Annotated in this window: 23 protein-coding genes; 9 read left to right on the top strand and 14 right to left on the bottom strand. The window is 32.7% G+C overall.

Annotated elements, in window-relative coordinates; genetic code table 11:
• Positions 1-5: 5 nt before the first annotated feature.
• Both comGB and comGA read right to left on the bottom strand, forming a co-directional pair.
• Positions 6-1079: a competence type IV pilus assembly protein ComGB gene (gene comGB, locus CEF14_RS02350; RefSeq protein WP_102691364.1), complete on the bottom strand. Its 1074-nt coding sequence runs from the start codon at positions 1077-1079 to the stop codon at positions 6-8.
• The gene (comGA, locus tag CEF14_RS02345) at positions 1051-2070 is read right to left on the bottom strand and encodes a competence type IV pilus ATPase ComGA (RefSeq protein WP_102691363.1); all 1020 of its coding nucleotides are present in this window, start codon (positions 2068-2070) and stop codon (positions 1051-1053) included. Before comGA ends, comGB begins: the two co-directional genes overlap by 29 nt.
• 329 nt (positions 2071-2399) lie before the next feature.
• Between comGA and CEF14_RS02340 the strand changes: the two genes are divergently transcribed.
• Entirely contained in the window at positions 2400-3095 is a 696-nt protein-coding gene (locus tag CEF14_RS02340) for a helix-turn-helix transcriptional regulator (protein WP_102691362.1), read from the top strand.
• A 138-nt stretch (positions 3096-3233) separates the two neighbouring features.
• Positions 3234-3476: a DUF2626 family protein gene (locus CEF14_RS02335; RefSeq protein ID WP_102691361.1), complete on the top strand. Its 243-nt coding sequence runs from the start codon at positions 3234-3236 to the stop codon at positions 3474-3476.
• Positions 3477-3824: 348 nt separating this feature from the next.
• Here CEF14_RS02335 and CEF14_RS02330 read toward each other — a convergent pair whose 3' ends face one another.
• Positions 3825-4463 (bottom strand): MBL fold metallo-hydrolase, encoded by a 639-nt coding sequence (locus CEF14_RS02330; RefSeq protein ID WP_102691360.1) that lies wholly within the window; start codon positions 4461-4463, stop codon positions 3825-3827.
• A gap of 235 nt (positions 4464-4698) precedes the next feature.
• Here CEF14_RS02330 and CEF14_RS02325 point away from each other — a divergent pair, with 235 nt between their 5' ends.
• Positions 4699-4881: a DUF2759 domain-containing protein gene (locus tag CEF14_RS02325; protein ID WP_102691359.1), complete on the top strand. Its 183-nt coding sequence runs from the start codon at positions 4699-4701 to the stop codon at positions 4879-4881.
• Between the two features lie 185 nt (positions 4882-5066).
• Here CEF14_RS02325 and CEF14_RS02320 read toward each other — a convergent pair whose 3' ends face one another.
• The 5 genes from CEF14_RS02320 to rpmG all read right to left on the bottom strand — a co-directional run bounded on the left by CEF14_RS02320 (position 5067) and on the right by rpmG (position 9419).
• On the bottom strand, positions 5067-6167 hold the full coding sequence (locus CEF14_RS02320) for a YqgU-like beta propeller domain-containing protein (RefSeq protein ID WP_102691358.1): 1101 nt from the start codon (positions 6165-6167) through the stop codon (positions 5067-5069).
• 156 nt (positions 6168-6323) lie between these two features.
• The gene (locus CEF14_RS02315) at positions 6324-8219 is read right to left on the bottom strand and encodes an LTA synthase family protein (protein ID WP_102691357.1); all 1896 of its coding nucleotides are present in this window, start codon (positions 8217-8219) and stop codon (positions 6324-6326) included.
• Between the two features lie 193 nt (positions 8220-8412).
• Complete coding sequence (locus tag CEF14_RS02310) at positions 8413-8616, bottom strand: YqgQ family protein (protein ID WP_102691356.1); 204 nt, start codon at positions 8614-8616, stop codon at positions 8413-8415.
• A gap of 21 nt (positions 8617-8637) precedes the next feature.
• Positions 8638-9201: a 5-formyltetrahydrofolate cyclo-ligase gene (locus tag CEF14_RS02305; protein ID WP_102691355.1), complete on the bottom strand. Its 564-nt coding sequence runs from the start codon at positions 9199-9201 to the stop codon at positions 8638-8640.
• 68 nt (positions 9202-9269) lie between these two features.
• Positions 9270-9419: a 50S ribosomal protein L33 gene (gene rpmG / locus CEF14_RS02300; protein WP_066786565.1), complete on the bottom strand. Its 150-nt coding sequence runs from the start codon at positions 9417-9419 to the stop codon at positions 9270-9272.
• A 168-nt stretch (positions 9420-9587) separates the two neighbouring features.
• Here rpmG and CEF14_RS02295 point away from each other — a divergent pair, with 168 nt between their 5' ends.
• Positions 9588-9971 (top strand): hypothetical protein, encoded by a 384-nt coding sequence (locus CEF14_RS02295; RefSeq protein ID WP_102691354.1) that lies wholly within the window; start codon positions 9588-9590, stop codon positions 9969-9971.
• A complete protein-coding gene (locus CEF14_RS02290) occupies positions 9968-10450 on the top strand; it encodes an MltG/YceG/YrrL family protein (protein ID WP_102691353.1) in 483 nt (160 codons plus the stop codon). The genes CEF14_RS02295 and CEF14_RS02290 overlap by 4 nt, the downstream gene beginning before the upstream one ends.
• 308 nt (positions 10451-10758) lie before the next feature.
• On the opposite strand, the gene phoU is transcribed toward CEF14_RS02290, so the two are convergent.
• The 5 genes from phoU to CEF14_RS02265 form a co-directional block, all read right to left on the bottom strand.
• The gene (gene phoU, locus CEF14_RS02285) at positions 10759-11415 is read right to left on the bottom strand and encodes a phosphate signaling complex protein PhoU (protein WP_102691352.1); all 657 of its coding nucleotides are present in this window, start codon (positions 11413-11415) and stop codon (positions 10759-10761) included.
• 12 nt (positions 11416-11427) lie between these two features.
• Entirely contained in the window at positions 11428-12255 is an 828-nt protein-coding gene (gene pstB / locus CEF14_RS02280; RefSeq protein ID WP_102691351.1) for a phosphate ABC transporter ATP-binding protein PstB, read from the bottom strand.
• A gap of 681 nt (positions 12256-12936) precedes the next feature.
• On the bottom strand, positions 12937-15123 hold the full coding sequence (locus CEF14_RS02275; protein WP_102691350.1) for a peptidoglycan D,D-transpeptidase FtsI family protein: 2187 nt from the start codon (positions 15121-15123) through the stop codon (positions 12937-12939).
• 340 nt (positions 15124-15463) lie between these two features.
• Positions 15464-16072 carry a superoxide dismutase gene (locus tag CEF14_RS02270; protein ID WP_102691349.1) on the bottom strand — a complete coding sequence of 203 codons (609 nt, stop codon included), beginning with the start codon at positions 16070-16072 and terminating at the stop codon, positions 15464-15466.
• A gap of 130 nt (positions 16073-16202) precedes the next feature.
• Complete coding sequence (locus CEF14_RS02265) at positions 16203-16682, bottom strand: DUF456 domain-containing protein (protein WP_102691348.1); 480 nt, start codon at positions 16680-16682, stop codon at positions 16203-16205.
• Positions 16683-16867: 185 nt separating this feature from the next.
• On the opposite strand from CEF14_RS02265, the gene CEF14_RS02260 reads away from it, so the two are divergent.
• From CEF14_RS02260 to CEF14_RS02245, 4 genes are all read left to right on the top strand, one after another.
• Entirely contained in the window at positions 16868-17380 is a 513-nt protein-coding gene (locus tag CEF14_RS02260) for a DUF1189 family protein (RefSeq protein ID WP_245890028.1), read from the top strand.
• Between the two features lie 51 nt (positions 17381-17431).
• Positions 17432-17764 carry a hypothetical protein gene (locus CEF14_RS02255; protein ID WP_102691347.1) on the top strand — a complete coding sequence of 111 codons (333 nt, stop codon included), beginning with the start codon at positions 17432-17434 and terminating at the stop codon, positions 17762-17764.
• A 95-nt stretch (positions 17765-17859) separates the two neighbouring features.
• Positions 17860-18975, top strand: a complete 1116-nt coding sequence (gene ispG / locus CEF14_RS02250; protein WP_102691346.1) for a flavodoxin-dependent (E)-4-hydroxy-3-methylbut-2-enyl-diphosphate synthase — start codon at positions 17860-17862, stop codon at positions 18973-18975.
• Between the two features lie 19 nt (positions 18976-18994).
• Positions 18995-19567, top strand: a complete 573-nt coding sequence (locus CEF14_RS02245) for a hypothetical protein (RefSeq protein WP_102691345.1) — start codon at positions 18995-18997, stop codon at positions 19565-19567.
• 54 nt (positions 19568-19621) lie between these two features.
• Here the strand turns inward: CEF14_RS02245 and CEF14_RS02240 are convergent, their stop codons facing one another.
• A complete protein-coding gene (locus CEF14_RS02240) occupies positions 19622-20116 on the bottom strand; it encodes a hypothetical protein (RefSeq protein ID WP_102691344.1) in 495 nt (164 codons plus the stop codon).
• Positions 20117-20266: the final 150 nt, after the last annotated feature.

Genomic DNA, 20266 nt, shown 5'->3' with positions numbered 1-20266 from the left:
CCTTTTTATACAAGATCCATCATTTTGTACATTGGAAGTAAAATAGCAAGATAAGCGCCTAAAATGCATAGGGCAATTATTATAAACAGTATGGGTTGAATGAGAGACAATACTTTTTGAACATTATTTTCTGTTCGATTGGTGAGAAATTCGCTATATATTTGGAGTTCACGTCCTAGGTTTCCACCTTGCTCGCCATGAACAACATGTGAGTAAAACCCTTTGTAAAAATACCCCTCTCTTTCGATTGCTAATGATAGTGAATCACCATAGACGATTCTTTTTTGAATTATTTCTGCAATCTTTGCTAAATATGGCTGTAATGCTTGCTTTTTTAAAATATCAAGACCTGCTTGCATCGACATACCACTTTCGATCAGACAACCTAATTCATACGATATTTGCCTTGTTACCTGTAGTTTAAATTGTCGATTTACAATTGGTATTTTCAATAGAAAATCAATTTGATCTTCTATTGTTTTTTTACATAACCATCGCCATATCATCATTAGTACCCCTACTAAAATAATCATTAATACGATGAACAAATCAGGTAAATGCAAAAATAAGGAAGACAACTTTAGATCAAAATTTCCTTCAGAACTTCTGGCGTTCATCATAAAAGCCATATTAGGTAGGAAGTACATTCTAAATGCAAAAAATAGAATAATAAGAAAGAAAAATAAAATGATAGGATACGTCATCAATTTTTTTAGGTGTTGCCGGTTTTTTGCTTTTTTTTCTAATTGATCAGCAACTGTTTGTAAAGCTTGTATCATTTTACCATTCTGTTCTGCGACTAATATGGTCATTAAATAAATTTTAGGATATCCTATGACATCAAGTACCTCTGTCATTGATGCCCCATTACGCAATTGATCTACAATTTCCTCTTCTATTTCTGATTTACCTTTCAAATGATGAGGCATGAGCATGAATAATGAATCTGAAAATGTATATCCTTCATTTAATAGGACACTCATCTTTTTTAATAATTGTGCAGGTTCTTTTAGCTGAATTTTCCTCTTTAAAAGCAGCTTATTGATCCATTCATTCTTTCGGATTAAGGGTAATTGCACCAATTCTTACCCCCTTAGCAATTTGTTCTTCAAGTGTCTTTTCTACTGGAAGCTGATATGAGTTTCCTTTTTCTATAGCTGTAAATGCTTCTGCTAGATAATTTCCAGATAGTAGTTCGAATATTGCAGAGGCTTTGTTAGTTGAAGTCAAATGTACAAGTCGTTGCGCTACAACTCCCAATACAGTTTGTTTTAGCTCCTCTAGTGAAATGCCTAAATCTAATAAACGATATATACAACCAACTGTATCTTTACTATGAATAGTTGTAACGACTAAATGTCCACTTAAAACAGCTTCAATGGCAATCTTAGCGGTTTCTCTATCTCTTATTTCGCCAATCATGATTACATCAGGCGAGTGCCTCAATATTGCTTTTAATCCAACAGCATAAGTTACTCCTGCTCTTTCATTCACTTGAATCTGTAACAAATGTGATTGGCTATTTTCTACTGGATCTTCTAATGAAATAATATGTTTATGATGATTAGTTGCAAGATGGTGTATGAGCGAATAAAGTGTAGTCGATTTACCACACCCAGTTGGACCTGTCACAAATAAAATTCCTTGTGGTTGTTCTACTAGTTGAACTAATTGTTCTGCAGAATCGATAAAAACACTTAATTCTGATATTGGTAATGTTCGATTTTGAAGTATTATTCGTATGACTAGACTTTCTCTAAAAAAGACAGAAGGTAAGGTAGATATACGAAATGAAATTTGTTGTTCTCTGAAATTTTGCTCGAATGAGCCACTTTGGGGTTTGCGTTTTTCACTTATATCTAAAGAGGATAAATATTTTAAATAAGAAATCATACGATCTCCAATGTCAAGGGGAAGGTGACCAGCTGATATAAGCTGTCCATACTTTCGATAATAGATTTCATAGTGGATATTTGTAGGCATTAGGTGTAAATCTGATGCACCAAAATAGTAAGCTTTTTGTAATAGTTCTATAGATTTTTGTTCAATAATCGTTTCAGAAAATGACATGATACCTCCTCTCAACCATACAAGTAATGACCGCTCGTTACTTGTTAAAATTATTATACATGGTTTATATTGGAAATGGAAGAATTTATCTCATCTTGTATTCTAGTATCTTCTTTTTTCATTTGTATCATTCGAAATCCCTTAAAATTAAACAAGTAATGAATAAATTAGTTTAGCTGGATCAGAATAATTTTGTAATAATCAGTTTGATTTGTTCTCTAAAATTTTCACAAAAAATCACATTTTCTTGAAGATTAGTTTTTTTCTACTGCTACAATTGATTTATTGCTTTATAATGGAAGTAATCATATAGGAGGTGAAGAGATTACATGTTAAATCCATTGAAAGTTACAAGTACTTTATCTGATGAAACAAGATTCTCTATATATCAATTCATGTTACAGGAAAAAAAATCTTTTTCTGTGCAAGATATTGCTGATCGTTTTCATATTCACCCTAATGTAGCGCGACTTCATTTAACCAAGTTAACTGAAATTGAAGTTATTAGCTCTGAATACGAAAAGACAGGCAAAGGTGGACGACCTGGACGAAGATATAAAGCTGAAGAAAACGGGATCACGTTATCGTTTCCAAAAAGAAACTACGATGAATTACTTGAATGGACTCTTGAAATCCTCACAGAATTCGGCGAAGAAGCAAATCAAATTGGCAAGAAAATTTGTTATAAAAAAGGAACTGAAGACATGGACAAGTTAGTCTTAAGTCACGGTAAAGATCGACTTCAGCTTTCATTTGATGAAAAAATAGAATTAATTACTGAAGCTTCCTCACTAATTGGTTATGTTCCTTTAATTAAAGAAACACCAGATGGTAAATCCGTATCTTTTTCAGTTTATAATTGCCCATATTATAATGATATACAAAAACATGCTGACCTAGTTTGCGATTTACATGAATCCTATTTAAAAGGTCAATTTGATGCCCTTTTCGAAAGTAACGATTTTGTACAAATTGAAAGTATTACAAATAGTTGTGATTACTGTACTTATCAAATTAATGTATAATATAATATCTCTTAATGCGATGTGAATATTTTACATTTCGTCACAAAGTAGGTTTAAATGGCAGTTTACATACGTCATGATATTCATTTATAATGAATATTGAGATTATTGTGTCGTTTGAAAAGGAGGGAATCGTACATGGATAATATGTATAAAGTGCTTGGCTTCTGGACAGGTATTTTCGCAGTTATGTTTTATTTAGGTGGTATGAAAGAGGTTTCGCTATTATTCGTAGCTAACACAGGATTTTTCCTTCTATTAGGTTTCTTAAACCTTACAGAACGTATGTATATGTACATTTTCGGTGCTTACTTAACAATATTCTTTGCTGGATTCACGTACTATACAACATTCATACACGTTCCAGGTTTAGAGCATTAATAGCTAAAAAAGACAGTCGTTTGGCTGTCTTTTTTATTACATAGTTTTCACTATTGACATAATGAAAAACGTCGTATATTATATATTGGTAGCTTAACTTTATCCCTCCCATTTATATATGGTGAGAAAACATCCCCTAGATGAAGATGAATATCTTCTACTTAAGAGGCCTATAAAGCCTCTTTTTTTATTTTGTTTTTTCTAGACTTTATGAATGATTGCATACTGAATTGTTTTGATTTCTTTATTCCCTACTCCCTCAAAAAACAGATCCTTTAAACCATTAATTTTGCTAGCCAGGTCAATTACATAAAAAGAGCACCTGAACGAATTTTCAGGTGCTACTGTTTAAAATCCGTTTAAAAACGGATTTTGTTCCATTTCGATATCAACCCTTGTTGGATTTCCATGACCAGAATAGATAATTGTTTCTTCATCAAGTGTTAATAACTTATTATGGATAGATGCTAATAATAATTTACTATCTCCCCCATCTAAATCTGTACGACCAATACTGCCTTCAAAAAGCGTATCCCCAACAATCGCGAAACCTTCATCTTTAAAGATAAAAGAAATACTGCCTGGAGAATGACCGGGAGTATACAAAATATCAAATGTGAAATTAGCTAACTTTAATGTCTGTTCCTTGTCAATTAATACATCAGCCGGATCAACGATAATATTCGGAATTTCTGCATAACGACCAGAACCATTTTTCATAGGATCCTGCAACCAATTTGACTCATTTTTATGCAGATAAACTGGAATCTTAAATGTATTCCTTACCTCATCTACAGCGCCGATATGATCAAAATGAGCATGTGTTAATAAAATAGCTATTGGCTTTAAATTCAGTGCTCGTATTTGATGCACAAGTTTGCCACCTTCACCACCTGGATCAACAATTAAACATTCTTTCTCAGAATTACTTATCAAATAACAATTAGCTTGTATTGGACCAAGCGGATATGTACGGATACTCAACACTTTTTTTCACCTCTTCTTTATTATACAGATAAAAATTAAAATGGCTACTTTCAGTCAAGTGTTTCGAATGTCACGGAAATCTGTAAGGTATTGTCATGTAAAAAAAGTTATTATTTTCTATTACTTTCAAATTTCCGTCACTTTTTATTCTCGACAAACGATATAATTAGCTTTACAATAAAGAAGAAATAATGTTTACGGCATTCATTTTCTGATGTCGAAAGGAGTGTCTATTTTGAACTTATTAATGGTTATTTTTGGACTAGTAGCAATCTTAGGTCTAGTTGGAACTGTACAAGCTCTCAAGGAAAAATCTATTCTTGGCATTATTTTTAACTTTGCAGCATTTGCAGTGTTTGGATGGTTCGTAGTAATGACTGTCCTACACCAAGGTTTCCCACCAAGCCTTCATCACTAATTGAAAATTGGGAAAAGAAAGGATATCCTCTATTTGGATATCTTTTTTATTTGTAATGAACTATTTATAAAACCCGTCTTTCGGTTGTAATTTTTTTATTTATTCTCCATTCCATAAAAAAAGTTGGATAAGAAAAGTGATTTTTCTTATCCGACTGCTCTAATTCCACTTAATGACTCTTCCTTCTAATCTCTAAGTGAAAGCCATTCTTTTATTTTATAATTGTTTGTTGTAAATAATTTTTCATAGTTAAAACCTGTTAAACATACACTACCCTTAGAAGAACAAATCATAGGTTCATAATTTTTCATTTGCCCAAGTTGTTGAACTCCATTAATAGAAGCATGTACAATTTCAAATGGTGTTTTACCTTCATCTATTTCGCCACCTTTTGTTGGCAACAATGTGATAAAGGATTGATCATCTAACCACTGGATATCAGGAACAAACCATTGAGAGAAACTAGTAACAGCTGGTGCTTTCCAAATCTGTTTTTTCGTTCCTTTTTGTAATACATACTCAAATTCTCCGTCTTTAAAATCCATCGAAACGATCAGTGTTGATTGTTTATAAGCATTCATATAAACCACTTGATGATTAGATAATTTAGTCTCCTTATTTTTCCTCCAATTGATGCTTGAAAGCGTCCCACCATTTAATGGATTATTATTCATTCTATTCATCCACAATGTGTCATCTGTTACCCATACCCAAAATGGATTCTCTGCTTGAAATTCATGAAGCTGCGACTTATTACTTTCATAAACAAAACTTTTATATGAAAAATTATCACTAAAAGCTGCAATCGCTAATAAGTTTACATTCGTCGGGTTCCAAGCTATCGAAAGTTCAGATGATTGCACTTCAATGTGATGTAGCGTTTTCCCTTCAACTGACAGAATTGTGACTTTTGCTTTCTTTTTAGAACTAGCCGTTTGAACAAGTATTTGTTTCATACTAGGGTGGATAAAAGCTTGTATGATATCATCTTTAGTTGAGTAAATCGTTTTTTCTTTCCCATTTAATAAATTATATTGAATAAGGTGTTCTCCATTTTGATCTTGTTTTATAAGAAGAACATCAACTTCAGATAAGAATCCAACAACACTATGTAATTCTGCTGTCTTTAATCGATAAGGAAGAACATTCGATATCGTCTTTACAGTTTCTATAGATTTCTTTTCAGGTGTCTTCTGATCATTTTTCAAATTAAATTGATGTTGACATGCAACAAGAAAAACGGTAGAAAAAAGTAGTAGATAAGCAATTTTCTTGATAGTAGTCACTTCCTTTCTGACTATTCCATTATACGATTAATTAACAAAAAAGCTATCATAATCATAAAATTTTATAATGTTAAATTATTCCTTTTTTCTAATTTTCATACATAAAAAACCACATAGCTAGTAAGCTATGTGGTCTGAAAAATTTATTACAATTAACTATTTTTTATTGTTTGATTTAGTTTTTCCTGTTTGATCATCATAGAATCGAAGCAAGTCACCATTGATAATTTTATCTGAGTAATCTAGTTTTTTGTTGGATTGCTCAATATATGGTTGACATTTCGAAATATCTGTTTTTTGGCCAGTTTTCTTATCATAACATACTTCGCCTGCATAAACCAATTTGTCAGTTACAAATCGACCATCACGGAATGTTACAAAGTCTTTGTGATCTTTAGAGAATAAATCTGTACCTAATTGTAAATCGTCTTTAGTATTGATACCTAGCAAGTGTAAAATGGTTGGTCTTACGTCCATTTGTCCAGCAACTTCATGCATTTGTTTACCAATTCCTGAATGTGGAATATGGATAAAGAACGGTACTTTTTGAAGTTGAGCAGAATCAAATGGTGTAATTGAATCTTTACCTAGATATTGAGCCATTGCTTTGTTGTGGTTTTCAGAAATACCATAGTGGTCACCATACATAACGATAATTGAGTTATCGTATAAACCTGATTTTTTAAGGTCTTTAAACAATTCTTTAATCGCTTCATCTGTATATCGTACAGTTTGGAAGTAACGATTTACAGTATTATCATCAGAAGTATATGGTTTGATCAATTGATCTTCCGGATCTGATGTGAATGGGAAGTGATTAGATAAAGTAATCATTCTTGTATAGAATGGTTGTGGTAACTTTTTCATAATGTTTACTGATTGATCCATATATGGAATATCTTTTAGACCCCAGTTTGCTGAGTTTGCATCAGTTACATGATATGAATCTACATCATAGAAATGTTTAATTTTTAATGCTTGGTACATCATATCGCGGTTCCAGAAACTTTTATTATTCGCATGAAGTACAGAAGTATAGTAACCATTGTTATCAAGTTTTTCTGCCATTGAGTTGAATGTATTTCCACTATTTGTGAAGAATACTGCACCTCGTCCAGTACCAAATAAAGAGTTTTCAATAATAAACTCAGCATCAGATGTCTTACCTAAACCTGTTTGATGATAGAAATTATCAAAATAGAAGGTATCTTTATCTTTTGTTAGTTTATTAAGGAATGGTGTAATCTCTTGACCATTCACTTTATTATTAATCACAAAGTTTTGTGTAGATTCAAGTGAAATGATAATTACATTACGTTTTTTGGCAACACCAAATGTTTTTTTATTGTTTTCAGCTTGGTTCGATTTAATATAGTTTGTTACATCAGATAATTCACTACCATCTGCAAAAGCACGTTGAGCATGTGATTTTGACTGAATGAAAATATCATATAATTGATAGTTGAAAGTACCAATATTCTTTACTAGTAATTGACGATCAAAACTACGAGTTAATAATTGTGGTCTTTCAGTTTCAGCTAGACCTAGATTTAAGAATAGCATCGCAAAAGATAAAACAAAATATGTGCGACGTAAGTTAGGTTTTACAATAGTTGCTTCTTTAGCAACAGGTAAAAATTTAACAGCTAAAATTAAAAGTATTGTATCTGTAAAATAGAAAATATCCCCAAAGTACATAGATGATCCTGCAGAGTTTCCTAAATCACTAAAGTTACTAGTTTGGAACAATACAGGTAGCGTTAAAAAGTCATTAAAGAATCTATAAAACGCAACATTCCCATATACAACTATGGACAAAATAATACTCATAGTTATCATATAACGATTTCGTACTTTAGCAGTTTTAAAGAATAACGAAATCCCATATATAAATAATAAAAATGCTAGCGGATTTATAAATAATATCAGCTGTTGCATTGCATTTTCAATTTTCATATCAAAGCTTGTTTGATAAGTAATATATGTCTTGATCCAAGTGGTGATGATTGCAATCACCAAAATTGAATGTTTAGGTAGCTTTTTCAGATTCATTTCCTAACATCCTCCTATTTTCTTTCGTTACAATTTTAGTTCCATATTTGAAAGAAACAAATTTTATATTAATCCTTTTTTTACAAAAACGCAACATTTTTATTACATATATTTAGTAATGTAAAATGGATACCCCTATATAAACGAATTAATCAATTGAAGGTTTCAAGATTGCAAAAAAAATATTAATCTTTTAGGGTTGTTCTTTTTTTAATTTCATTTCTTCCATTCTTAAAATATGGCGAGCAGATTGGAATTCTCGTGATTCAATTAAACCACCTTTGTAAAGTTCAAGTAAATCCATTTCCATCAGTTGCAAATCACCTATGCGATTTTTAGTGTAAACAAATGTACCAAAACGTTTTAAAAGCTGCATCACATCATATACTGTTTCCAAGGGATCTTCCCCCTTTCAATCTTACTTACATTGTATTATTTCATTTTCTGTAATAATTTTTTCAATAGCTACATCATAATCATCTGTCGGGATTTTTTCAACTACCTGCATATGAAACGCCAAAGAAATTGTTGGTTTCTTAAAATTTGACAAGAATCGATCATAATAACCTCCACCGAATCCTAGTCTAAAACCTCTTCGATCGTATGCAAGTCCAGGTACAATTAAACAATCTATTTGTTCTTTTGTTACCTTAGTTGTTAAATATGGGATAGGTTCAGAAAGGTGCATATAAACATTTTCGAGTTGTTTGAAAGACGTAATTTCATAAAATGACATGGACCTTGTTTTAGGCTCACATTTAGGTACAACAACTTTTTTTCCAGTTGTCCATAATTCTTCGATCAATGTCCATGTTTCTACTTCTGGAAATGCAGAAAGCGTAATCCCGATAACGTTTGCATTTTGTACGGCTTGTTCCTGAAGAAGCTTATTATGTATAAGTTTGGATTTTTCTTGATAAAAAGATGGTGTTATTTTTTTTAAATCATTCATTATTATTGTACGAAGTTCTTTTTTATGCATACGTCTCTCACTCCTACTTCTCTAAAAATGGAAAAAGCCAAAACCACATAGGGTTTTGGCAATGAGCATTATTTTGTTTCACGGTGAAGTGTCATTTTGTGATCACGAGAACAATATTTTTTCAATTCAAGACGTTCTGGATTGTTACGTTTGTTTTTCTTTGAAATGTAGTTACGTTCGCCACATTCAGTGCAAGCTAATGTAATATTAACGCGCATTGTTATCCCTCCCACTCTATATAAAGAATAAAATGTCTTAGTGAGCATGATTTATACGACTAAATCATTATATCATATTTTGCAAAAAAATCTACTGTCATTTCTTATTAGTTTTTGATATGTTACAATTAAATATACAACTAAATATCTATCATGAGGTGAATCAAAATGGACTTATCACTCATATTGATGATTGTTGGGATTATGATCATGATTGCATCTTTTTTTGTTGGGAATCATTCAAAAAAAGTAGAAAAAGATTTCGAAGAATTATCCCTTAATCTCTATCAAGAGTCAAACCAGATCAAACGTCGTTTAAAAGTAATTGAAGAAGAATTATTAATTGCTCCACAAACATTTGCAAAAACCAAAAAGAACGTAAGTCCAAAAACAAATGCGAAAGTAAGTATTAATGGTATCCATCAAATATTGATTAGCCAAGTTTTAAATTTACATAAACAAGGCTATAATACAGATGAAATTAGCAAACGTTCTTCTTTATCATCCGAACAAGTACAAGCTATCATAGCTTCTGGAGGCAATCATTTATGATGAAATCCATATTCCGTTCGATTGGTATAGGCATGTTCTTAGCTGGGACTATTTTAGCGGTTAATAACTATTTCAACCCGGATACATCAGCAAAAACAATCACTACATTTAAATCAACTAGTTCCAGTCAAAAGGATACAGTTATTATTAAGAAGAAAGAACTTACAGCTCTTAAAGCAGAAGCGGCTGATGCAAAAGCACAGTTGGCTAAAATCCAAACAGATTATAATCAATTAAAAAATGATTCGTCTGCTAAAAAAGACCCTGTAAAATCTTATACACTCGCAATTAAAAGAGGAATGGGTACTGCAGAAGTTAGTAAAGCATTAAAAGATGGTGGTATCGTGCAAAATGATGCAGAATTTGAACGATACATCATCAATAAGGATCAAGCAAAAAACATTCAAATCGGTGATTATAAGCTCACATCAGATATGACGAACGCAGAAATTTTAAAAGTCATAACTACAGCTAAATAATTTGAATGAATGAAAAGAGCTTTGCTTTTCGAGTGCGAACTAACAAAACTGCTTAAGCAAAAATCTTTTGCTCCTCTAGTTACTTGTAGCAGAAAATTCCTTTTGCATAAACAAAAAGAATTTTCATTTCGCTTTCAATCGAGTAGTAAGGGACTTACTACCTATTAATACGTAACTAAAAAAGATTCATAAGTAAAAAAACTTATGAATCTTTTTTATTGAAAACCTTGCATATATTCTTTTCATTTCTTCAAAAATTAGGATATCAAAAAAAGTTATCCAAAAATTATTTTTGGATAACTCTTTTTTTATGAATTTAAGGCAAATCGTTTTCCTTGGACGATAAAGAATAAGGCTTCAGCTAAGTTTGTTGCATGATCTGCAGCTCTTTCGATATATTTACAGATTAATGCTAATTGTATAGCTTGGCTACTTGTATTTTGAGTAGACGCCATTTTTTCAATTGCCGTCATCGTTTCGCCATAATAACGGTCAATTTGGTCATCTCTTAGAGCGATTTCTTTTGCTCTTTCAACATCCTCATTAATAAAAGCATCCAGCATCTCATTTAACATCGTAATAGTTTGTTGCCCCATCTCACGCAACTGCTCTTCTGGATAAGAACTTGGATTTGTACCAATACGAATCGTTTCTTTTCCAATATTTACAGCATAATCTCCGATTCGTTCCATATCTTGAGCAGCTCTTATGATAGAAACTAGTCTTCGAAGGTCAGTTGCAACAGGTTGTTGCTTTGTTATTAATAAGATAATCTCATCGTGTAAATGTTCTTCCAATCGATTGATAAATCGATCTTGCTCTATAATGAAAAGAGCTCCATCAATATTTTTTGCAAAAAGCACTTCAAGTGATTTTTCAAAAGCAGTAATTGATCGTTGACAAAGTTCCACTAAAAGATTTTGCACACGATTTAAATCTTTATCATATTTTTCACGAGGTGTCATTTTAGTTCCCCCTTATCCAAATCGTCCAGAAATATAATCTTCTGTTCTTCTATCTGAAGGCGTAGAGAATAATTTATTGGTATCATCAAATTCAATCACTTCACCATTTAAGAAGAATGCAGTTTTGTCAGAGATACGTGCAGCTTGTTGCATATTATGCGTTACAATAATTATGGAGTAATTTTGTTTTAGTTCTTGTACTAATTCTTCTACTTTTAATGTAGAGATTGGATCAAGTGCTGATGTTGGTTCATCCATTAAAATAACATCTGGTTCGATGGCTAAACAACGAGCAATACAAATACGTTGTTGCTGCCCACCTGATAGTCCATATGCATTTTGGTTTAAACGGTCTTTTACATCATCCCAAATAGCTGCTCCACGTAAACTTTTCTCAACAATTTCATCTAGAACTTTTTTATTTTTAATACCATGAATTCTAGGACCGTAAGCTATATTATCATAGATTGATTTTGGGAATGGATTTGGTTTTTGGAAGACCATCCCTACTTTCGTACGTAATTCTTCTACTCTATAGCTTTTATCTAAAATATTATTTTCACGATATAAGATTTCACCAGTAGTACGAACAATTGGAACAAGTTCTACCATTCGATTTAACGTTTTAATATATGTGGATTTACCGCAACCTGATGGTCCAATAATTGCAGTAACATCATTTTCAACAATATCAAGATTAATATCTTTTAAAGCTTGTTGTTCACCGTACCATAAATTTAAATTTCTTGTTTGGTAAACATTCTTTTTCTTTTCAGTTTGAAGAACTTTTAAATCTTCTACTGAACTTTCTTCTGTTTCTTTTACTTGAATTTTCAACATTCTATTTCCTCCCACTATTGATAGCGTTTTTGGAATTTGTTCCAGGTGAAGATGGTGTATGAATTTAGCTTATTAGGAAGATTAGCTCATACAATGATTTTTGTTGCTACAACATATTGGAATCAGATAATGCTGTCTTACTTAATCAAATATTTATATTTACAATGTTGTTGAACCACCGTTCCGTATGAAACTTTGCGTATACAATTAATACTGCTCGTATTTCTTTTAAGAAATCTATAAAATACAGTAAACTCATTCATACCCCAGCAGCAAATACACTTTTTTCCTTCGCTAAACTTCGAATAAATATCGTTAAACGAAGCAAACTAAATAAAAAGAAGGAACTCTTGCTAAGTTTGAAATATTTATTCATCTATAATTGGTTATTTAATTTATTGGCATATTCTTCAAGATCAAACGCTGCGCCAACACCAAGTAAAAGTTTACCTCTTTAAGGCTTTATTGATTACAATACTTACTATAAGACTAGAATGTTGAGGTTATATAAATTTAATGTTATGGATTATTATTATTTTGTAAATGTAATGTAAATTTCTCATGAGAATAACGTTTACTTTAATAGAATTATGTGATGAAGGGGATTTCCAGAATAAATAAATAGAGCACAGTGATTAGGATCACTGTGCTCTATTATTATAGGAAGAAACTCATAGTTTTCTATTGACCTGTAGTTGTAGAGTCTTTTGATGTAGTTTTTGTAATTTTTTGTCCTACGGTATCTTGATCATTTTTTAATTCTTTCTTTTGTAAAGAAAAATATGTTTCTACTGCTTTACGTGCAATTATATTATTAATTGCTGTATAACTTTCACTCGTTGTAACCCATGGAACAACTACTGCATAGGCTATTTCTGGATTTTTATATGGTGCAAATCCAATATGAGTAATTGTCAATGTTTGAGTTCCGTATGCAGCTTTTTTTGGTCCATAATAGACAACTTGTGCTGTACCTGTTTTACCAGCGGCATCAAATTTTGCACCTCTGAAGAATGAAGCAGCAGAACCTTGACTACCAAAGTAAACGAGATGCATCCCTTGTTTAACATGGTCAATTTGAGATTGTGGGTTTGTAATTGTATTCAATACTTTAGGCTCAATTTCTTCAACTAACGGTCCAAGTTTCTTGCCATCTGTTGAAGGATCATGAATTTCTTTCAGAAGATGTGGTTGAACTCGTTTTCCTCCATTAGCAACAGTAGATACATATTGAGCTAGTTGAAGTGGTGTAAATGTATCAAATTGACCAATTACTAAGTCAAGTAATTTACCTGGAAGGAGTTCTTGTCCTCTAAAACCTGAGAACTCACCAGGTAAGTCGATTCCCGTATCAACCCCTAACCCAAATTGTGCATAAGAATTACGGATTTTTGCAAAATCACTTGGTTGTACGTGCAATGCCATATTTGGTATATAATTGACACCAGCAATCCTCATAGCTGTTTGGAACATATAAGAGTTAGAAGATCGTTCAATAGCTGTCAAATCTGACATTGGAATAGCACCTGAACGGTTAAAGATAGATGACTTTGGTTTTGTTCCGGCAAGTTTAATCGGTTGGTCGACCAATACTTGTCCTGGTGTAATTGCATTTAGCTTATACCCTGTCAATAATGTTGCTGGTTTAATAACAGAACCTACTTCATAGGCAGAAGTAAATGAACCAATTGAATAGTCGTTGACAACCATTTTACCATTAGCATCTGTATCTATTTTTTTCCCAACCATGGATAAGATTTCGCCCGTATTTGGATTCATCATCACAAGGAACGCTCTATCCAATAGACTAGATGCACCTGATGCTTTTGCAGCTAACAATTCTTGTTCTACCAGTTTTTCTAATTTTGTTTGTAGCTGACTATCAATTGTTAAAACTAAATCTTTCCCTGGTGAACCTTTGAAGATTGATTTCGTATCTACTACTTGACCTTTACCATTTGTTTCATTTTTTACAACTGCTTTTTGACCTTGTAGTAATTCTTCATATTGAGCTTCTATATAACTTTTCCCTACACGATCATTTCGAGAATAGCCGCGCGCTAAATAGTATTCCAATTTATCTTTTGGAATACCTTCATTTGGAGTTGTTGTAGAGCCAAGAATACTTAAATCAGAATCTTTCACACGAGACCAATCAGTTGTTGTATTGACATTAGGTAACTCATTTAAATGTTCAGAAACAATAGCAAATTCCTTATCTGTAACATTATCACTTTTTATGATTTGTGGAGATAAGTTATAACCAGCTACCATTTTGCTGTAAATCGCTAAAACTTGTAAGTCAGATTTTGTTAAACTTTTTAAATCCGCCTTTGTAATACGTTGTCGTACTAATTTATCGATTGCAGCTTGCTTGTCTGTAGCAGCTATTTTTTGGTTTTTGTTAATCGCATCTTGTTCACTTTTCGAAACTCTTGCATAAGCTTCTTTATTATGTAGCTTGATCCAAAAGTCTTGTTTATCTCGTAATGCAACTTTACTTGTATCCATTTTAATGAGCTTTGCTAATTTTCGTGCAGTACTCAACATTTCGTCGCTAGTAGTCGATTGAAGTTTTGTATACGTAATTGCATTTTTGGGCTTATTATCGACTAATACTCTCCCTTGACGATCATAAATTCGCCCACGTGGAACACTAGTATTAACGGTTACTTCTTCTGTTTGTTGTAATGCTCTAACATAATCGCTTCCTTTTACAATTTGCATATAGCCCAATCGTAAAATAAGAATTGAAAATAGAACAAAAATCGAGAAGAAAAGTATATTCATACGAAAAGACAAATTTGCACGCTGTTTCGCTTTGACACTTGATGCACGTTTTTTTGTATTTTTGTTTTTTTTGCGCATGCAGTTAGCCCCCTTTCCGCTCAATTCACAATTAGTAGTATATCATTTTTCAACCTAAAAAACATAAAACAATTGGGTGAAAATGAATAATTGCGTACATGTCAAAGATCTAGGAAAATGAGCATGTTTCTTGCCTATGTAAATGTGGATAGACTAACCAATTTCATTTCAAAGAAAGCTAGATTTAGCCACCCCATCCTCTACTAAGTTCTTCACTTTTAGATGAATTGAAGAAAGAAACTTCGATTGTTGGGATTAAACTGGTGAATTCCGCATTTAAAATAAAAAACACACATCTTACTGACGCGTAAGATGTGTGCTTTGTTCCAATAATATTGGATTATTTTGCAGCAGCAAAACGTTCTGCAACTTTGTCCCAATTTACAACATTCCAGAATGCTGAAATGTAGTCAGGACGACGGTTTTGATAGTTTAAGTAATAAGCATGTTCCCAAACGTCAAGACCTAGTAAAGGTGTTTTACCTTCCATGATTGGAGAGTCTTGGTTTGGAGTTGAAGAAATTTCTAATTCGCCATTTGCTAATGATAACCATGCCCAGCCTGAACCAAAACGAGTTTTAGCAGCTGCTGCGAATTGTTCTTTGAATGCTTCGAAGCTACCGAATTTTGCATCGATTGCTGCAGCTAATTCACCAGTTGGTGCGCCACCAGCATTTGCAGCTAATGATTCCCAGAATAATGAGTGGTTAGCGTGGCCGCCACCATTGTTACGTACAGCAGTACGTACTTCTTCAGGAACAGCGTCTAAGTTAGCAATTACTTCTTCAACTGATTTTCCTGCGAATTCTGCTTTACCTTCTAGAGCAGCGTTTAAGCCAGCTACATATGTAGCATGATGTTTGTCATGATGGATTTCCATAGTTTTTGCGTCAATATGTGGTTCTAATGCATCAAATGCATATGGTAAGTTTGGTAATTCAAATGCCATAATAATATTTCCTCCTCGAAATAATGTAATTATTAACTACAACACATAGGTTAACAAAATTTAGATAATGGTTCAAATATTATTCACTGTATTTTTTAATTTCAGCCTTTTGACTGAACTTGCGCTCATTTTATACAATGATGACAAACAAAATGATCATCACTATTTGAACAATCCCTTTTGTAATAATTGATGTTAAAAATCCTACTAATGATCCGATTCCAGTTTTTAAAGCCAGCTTAAAGGAACTCTTAGAAAATAATAATTCTGCAATAACTGCGCCAACAAAAGGACCTACTAATATACCAGCAAACGGAATCACAAAAGGACCTACTAGTAATCCGATTGTACTCCCCCAAATTCCAGCTTCGCTTCCACCAAATTTCTTGACGCCAAACGCATTCGCCAATGAATCTGCTCCAAACAAAAGAACTGTAAATAATACTTCAATAACCCAGAACCACCATGGGAATTCCCCAAAACCATGAAATAATCCATGAATAACAAAACCTAAAAATATAAATAGAACAGATGGAATTATCGGATAGATCAATCCCACGAATGCGATAACAAAGCTTAGTATAACAAGTGTCCAAGAAATATATTCCATAACATTTCCCTTTCATGTAGAATTCTATTAACCCTATTTGTATATTTCGACACTATTTATTTTCACACTAGACATAAAAATACGTCAATCTTTTAACCAGATTATATTGAAGTATATGTTTTGTTGCGTTGCCTATTCGTAACATCTGAATTGCCATGCTAATATACTAATTGGAGGTTATACATATGAAAATTAAACATTGGCAGTTATTCAAAGACAGCCTTTTTCATCCTAAAAAACTAGCTGCATACAGATTGCTCCCCATCGGAAAAATTATTCAATACGTATTATTACTTGTAACATTCGTTTCAATTATTTCTTTTATTCAGTTCTTAACTGGAGTAGGTCTTGAAACAAACCAAATTGAAGGTCTGAGGGAATTTGTCAACGATATTAAATGGTTGATCTATCCCTTTGCTTTTATACTATTATTTCTCATTAACTCATTTTCATTATTTGTACAAATTAGTGTTTATGCATTTGCCGGTATTGGCGCTTTAAAAGTTCTGAAAAAGCGTGGAGAATATCGCCATTTATGGCGTACGACCGCAATTGCTATCACATTATCGACCATTATCACGTCATTGTTAGTCTTTTTTCCAGTTAATGCTCGTGTTAGTTCAACTATTGGGATGATCATTACAGCTATTTATTTAATACTTGCTTGTACAAAATATCCAAATCAAATTCAAAAATAAGGTCTGAATCTCTTTCTTTTTCATATATTAGTGGAAAAGGGAGGGGTTTTTTTGAGAATACTAGTTTCAGCACTAATCATATTAATTTGTGCTTATTTTATAAAAGTTGATTTAATAGAAGGAACCATTTCAAAAGCTGATTTTTATACACCTGAACAGAAATGCGAAAAAACGGATAAAATTCAAACGATTACTGTCACTACTGCGCCTGGTGATACATGGGAATCATTATTTGCTCTTTACCCAGCTAAAGATATAACATTCGCTGAAAGACTTGAGTTGGTTTACAAGCTGAATCCGCATCTTTTAAAACAAAGCTTTAAACCAAATGAACAAGTTATCTTACCATTCCGGACAAAAAATGCTGATTCATGTACAAATTAGACAGTTAATGTTTCTTTCTTGTCATTTTCTTTCAAACACTGCTAAAATAGTTTACAGTGAAGGCTTTATATAAGCCTATGAAGGAGAGAGTTTTCATGAATGAAATTACGCACCGCTCGAAAACGCGTAAAGTCCGTGTAGGCGATTTAACAATCGGCGGAAGCAATGAAGTAATCATCCAAAGTATGACAACAACAAAAACACATGACGTTGAAGCAACTGTTGCTGAAATTCTTCGTTTAGAAGAAGCTGGATGCCAAATCGTACGTGTTGCTTGTCCTGATGAACGAGCAGCAAATGCTCTAGCAGACATTAAAAAACGTATCCATATCCCTCTTGTTGCGGATATTCACTTTGACTATAAACTAGCTTTAAAAGCAATTGACGCAGGTGTGGATAAAATCCGTATTAATCCTGGTAATATTGGACGAAAAGAAAAAGTAGAAGCTGTTGTAAACGCAGCAAAAGCAAAAGGTGTACCGATTCGTATTGGCGTTAACGCTGGTTCACTAGAACGTAAAATCCTTGATAAATATGGATATCCAACAGCAGATGGTATGGTTGAAAGTGCATTACACCATATTAAAATATTAGAAGATCTTGATTTCCACGATATTATTGTCTCTATGAAAGCTTCTGATATTAATCTTGCGATTGAAGCATACGAAAAGGCTTCTCGTGCATTCGATTATCCATTACACTTAGGAATCACAGAATCTGGTACATTATTCTCTGGTACCATTAAATCTGCTGCAGGTCTTGGGGCAATCCTATCAAAAGGTATCGGGAACACATTGCGTGTTTCTCTAAGTGCAGATCCTGTTGAAGAAGTGAAAGTAGCGAAAGAATTATTAAAATCATTCGGTCTTGCTTCTAACATGCCTACACTTATTTCTTGCCCTACTTGTGGACGTATTGAAATCGACCTAATCTCAATTGCAAACGAAGTAGAAGAATATTTACAAACCATTAAAGCACCTATCAAAGTTTCAGTTCTTGGTTGTGCTGTAAACGGACCTGGGGAAGCACGTGAAGCAGACATCGGAATTGCGGGTGCTCGTGGAGAAGGTTTACTTTTCCGTCATGGTAAAACAGTTCGTAAAGTACCAGAAGAAACAATGGTAGAAGAATTGAAAAAAGAAATCGATATTCTAGCAGAAGAATATTATAAAAAACAAGAAGCAGAAAAAGCATCAAACACTCAGAACTAGCATCTAGGAGGATTTTGTAATGACGAAGAAATATAGTTTTGGTATTGATATTGATGGTACAGTGACTACACCCGAGTTCCTTTTGCCACATATCAATAATGCGTTTAAAACAAATTTAACTTTAGATGATATAAAAAAATATGATCTAACAGAAGCTCTTTCTGTTGATAAGAAAGATTTCTTTAATTGGTTTAAAAAAGAAGAACTTACTATTTACAAAAATCCTCCTGTTCAATCAAATGCACAACGTATTTTATCAAATTGGTATCCATATGTTGCACTTAACTATATAACAGCTCGTGAAGAAAATTCCCGTGAAGTAACAGATAATTGGTTTAAATCGAATCTATTACCTTATGATAAGATTGATATAGTTGGCCCAACAGATAAAGTAATTGCTGCACGAAAATACGGTGTAGAATTATTTATGGAAGATAAACATGATAACGCAGTGCATCTCCATGAAGAACTAGATATTCCTGTTTTATTATTCGATGCGCCATACAATCGTGAGCCAATTCCAAATGGAGTTATTCGAGTAAACAATTGGCTAGAAGCTGAACAATGGGTAAAACGAGAATTTGGCGTTTAATATGTAAAAAAGCGAGAGATCCCTTAACTGAATGTGGTCTTTCGCTTTTTCTATTTAAAAATGAATAGCCAATAGTTTCTTTGCTTTTTCAAGTTTTTTCGGCTCTTTCTTTATTGTCATATACGTCATTTCTTTTTTCATCGTATCTTGAAAGAAAATGGTGCCATCTTTTAGCATATAGATTTTATAAGTAAGTTTATTCATCGTCTTCGTATCACCAAGAGCTATAATATAGCTACCTTGTTTGTCCAATTGCTTGACAACCTCTGCTTGCTTTTCACTTTTTGGTATCATTACTACAGTACGATTTACAAGTCGTATAAAGTCTTGAACTATTGCAGGGTCTTTGACTAATTTCCCTGTTTCTTTCGTCGAAACTCCGTGATTATTGACACTTTGGATGTATAGATACTGATAAAATTCAGATTTTGGAATAATAATTTCTCTTGTATTCACTTTGGAAATACTCACTTTGGAAATACTATTTCCACATCCAACTAAACCTATTACCACAGCTATTATGAATAACGAAGTTTTCAAAAATTTCATAGCAAAACTCTCCTTTACCTCAAAAGATTTCCCCTTACAACATTATACTTGTTATACAATCATTACGATTAATAATCAGCAAGTTGTAACAAGTTTGGCAAACCTTTCTTGTCACAACTTGATCAATAATAATGTACTATAATGATTGTT

The organism is Rummeliibacillus pycnus (genome assembly GCF_002884495.1).
Lineage (GTDB): Bacteria > Bacillota > Bacilli > Bacillales_A > Planococcaceae > Rummeliibacillus > Rummeliibacillus pycnus.
The sequence above is the reverse complement of the archived record's forward strand: the minus strand, read 5'-3'. Positions and strand labels throughout refer to the sequence as shown.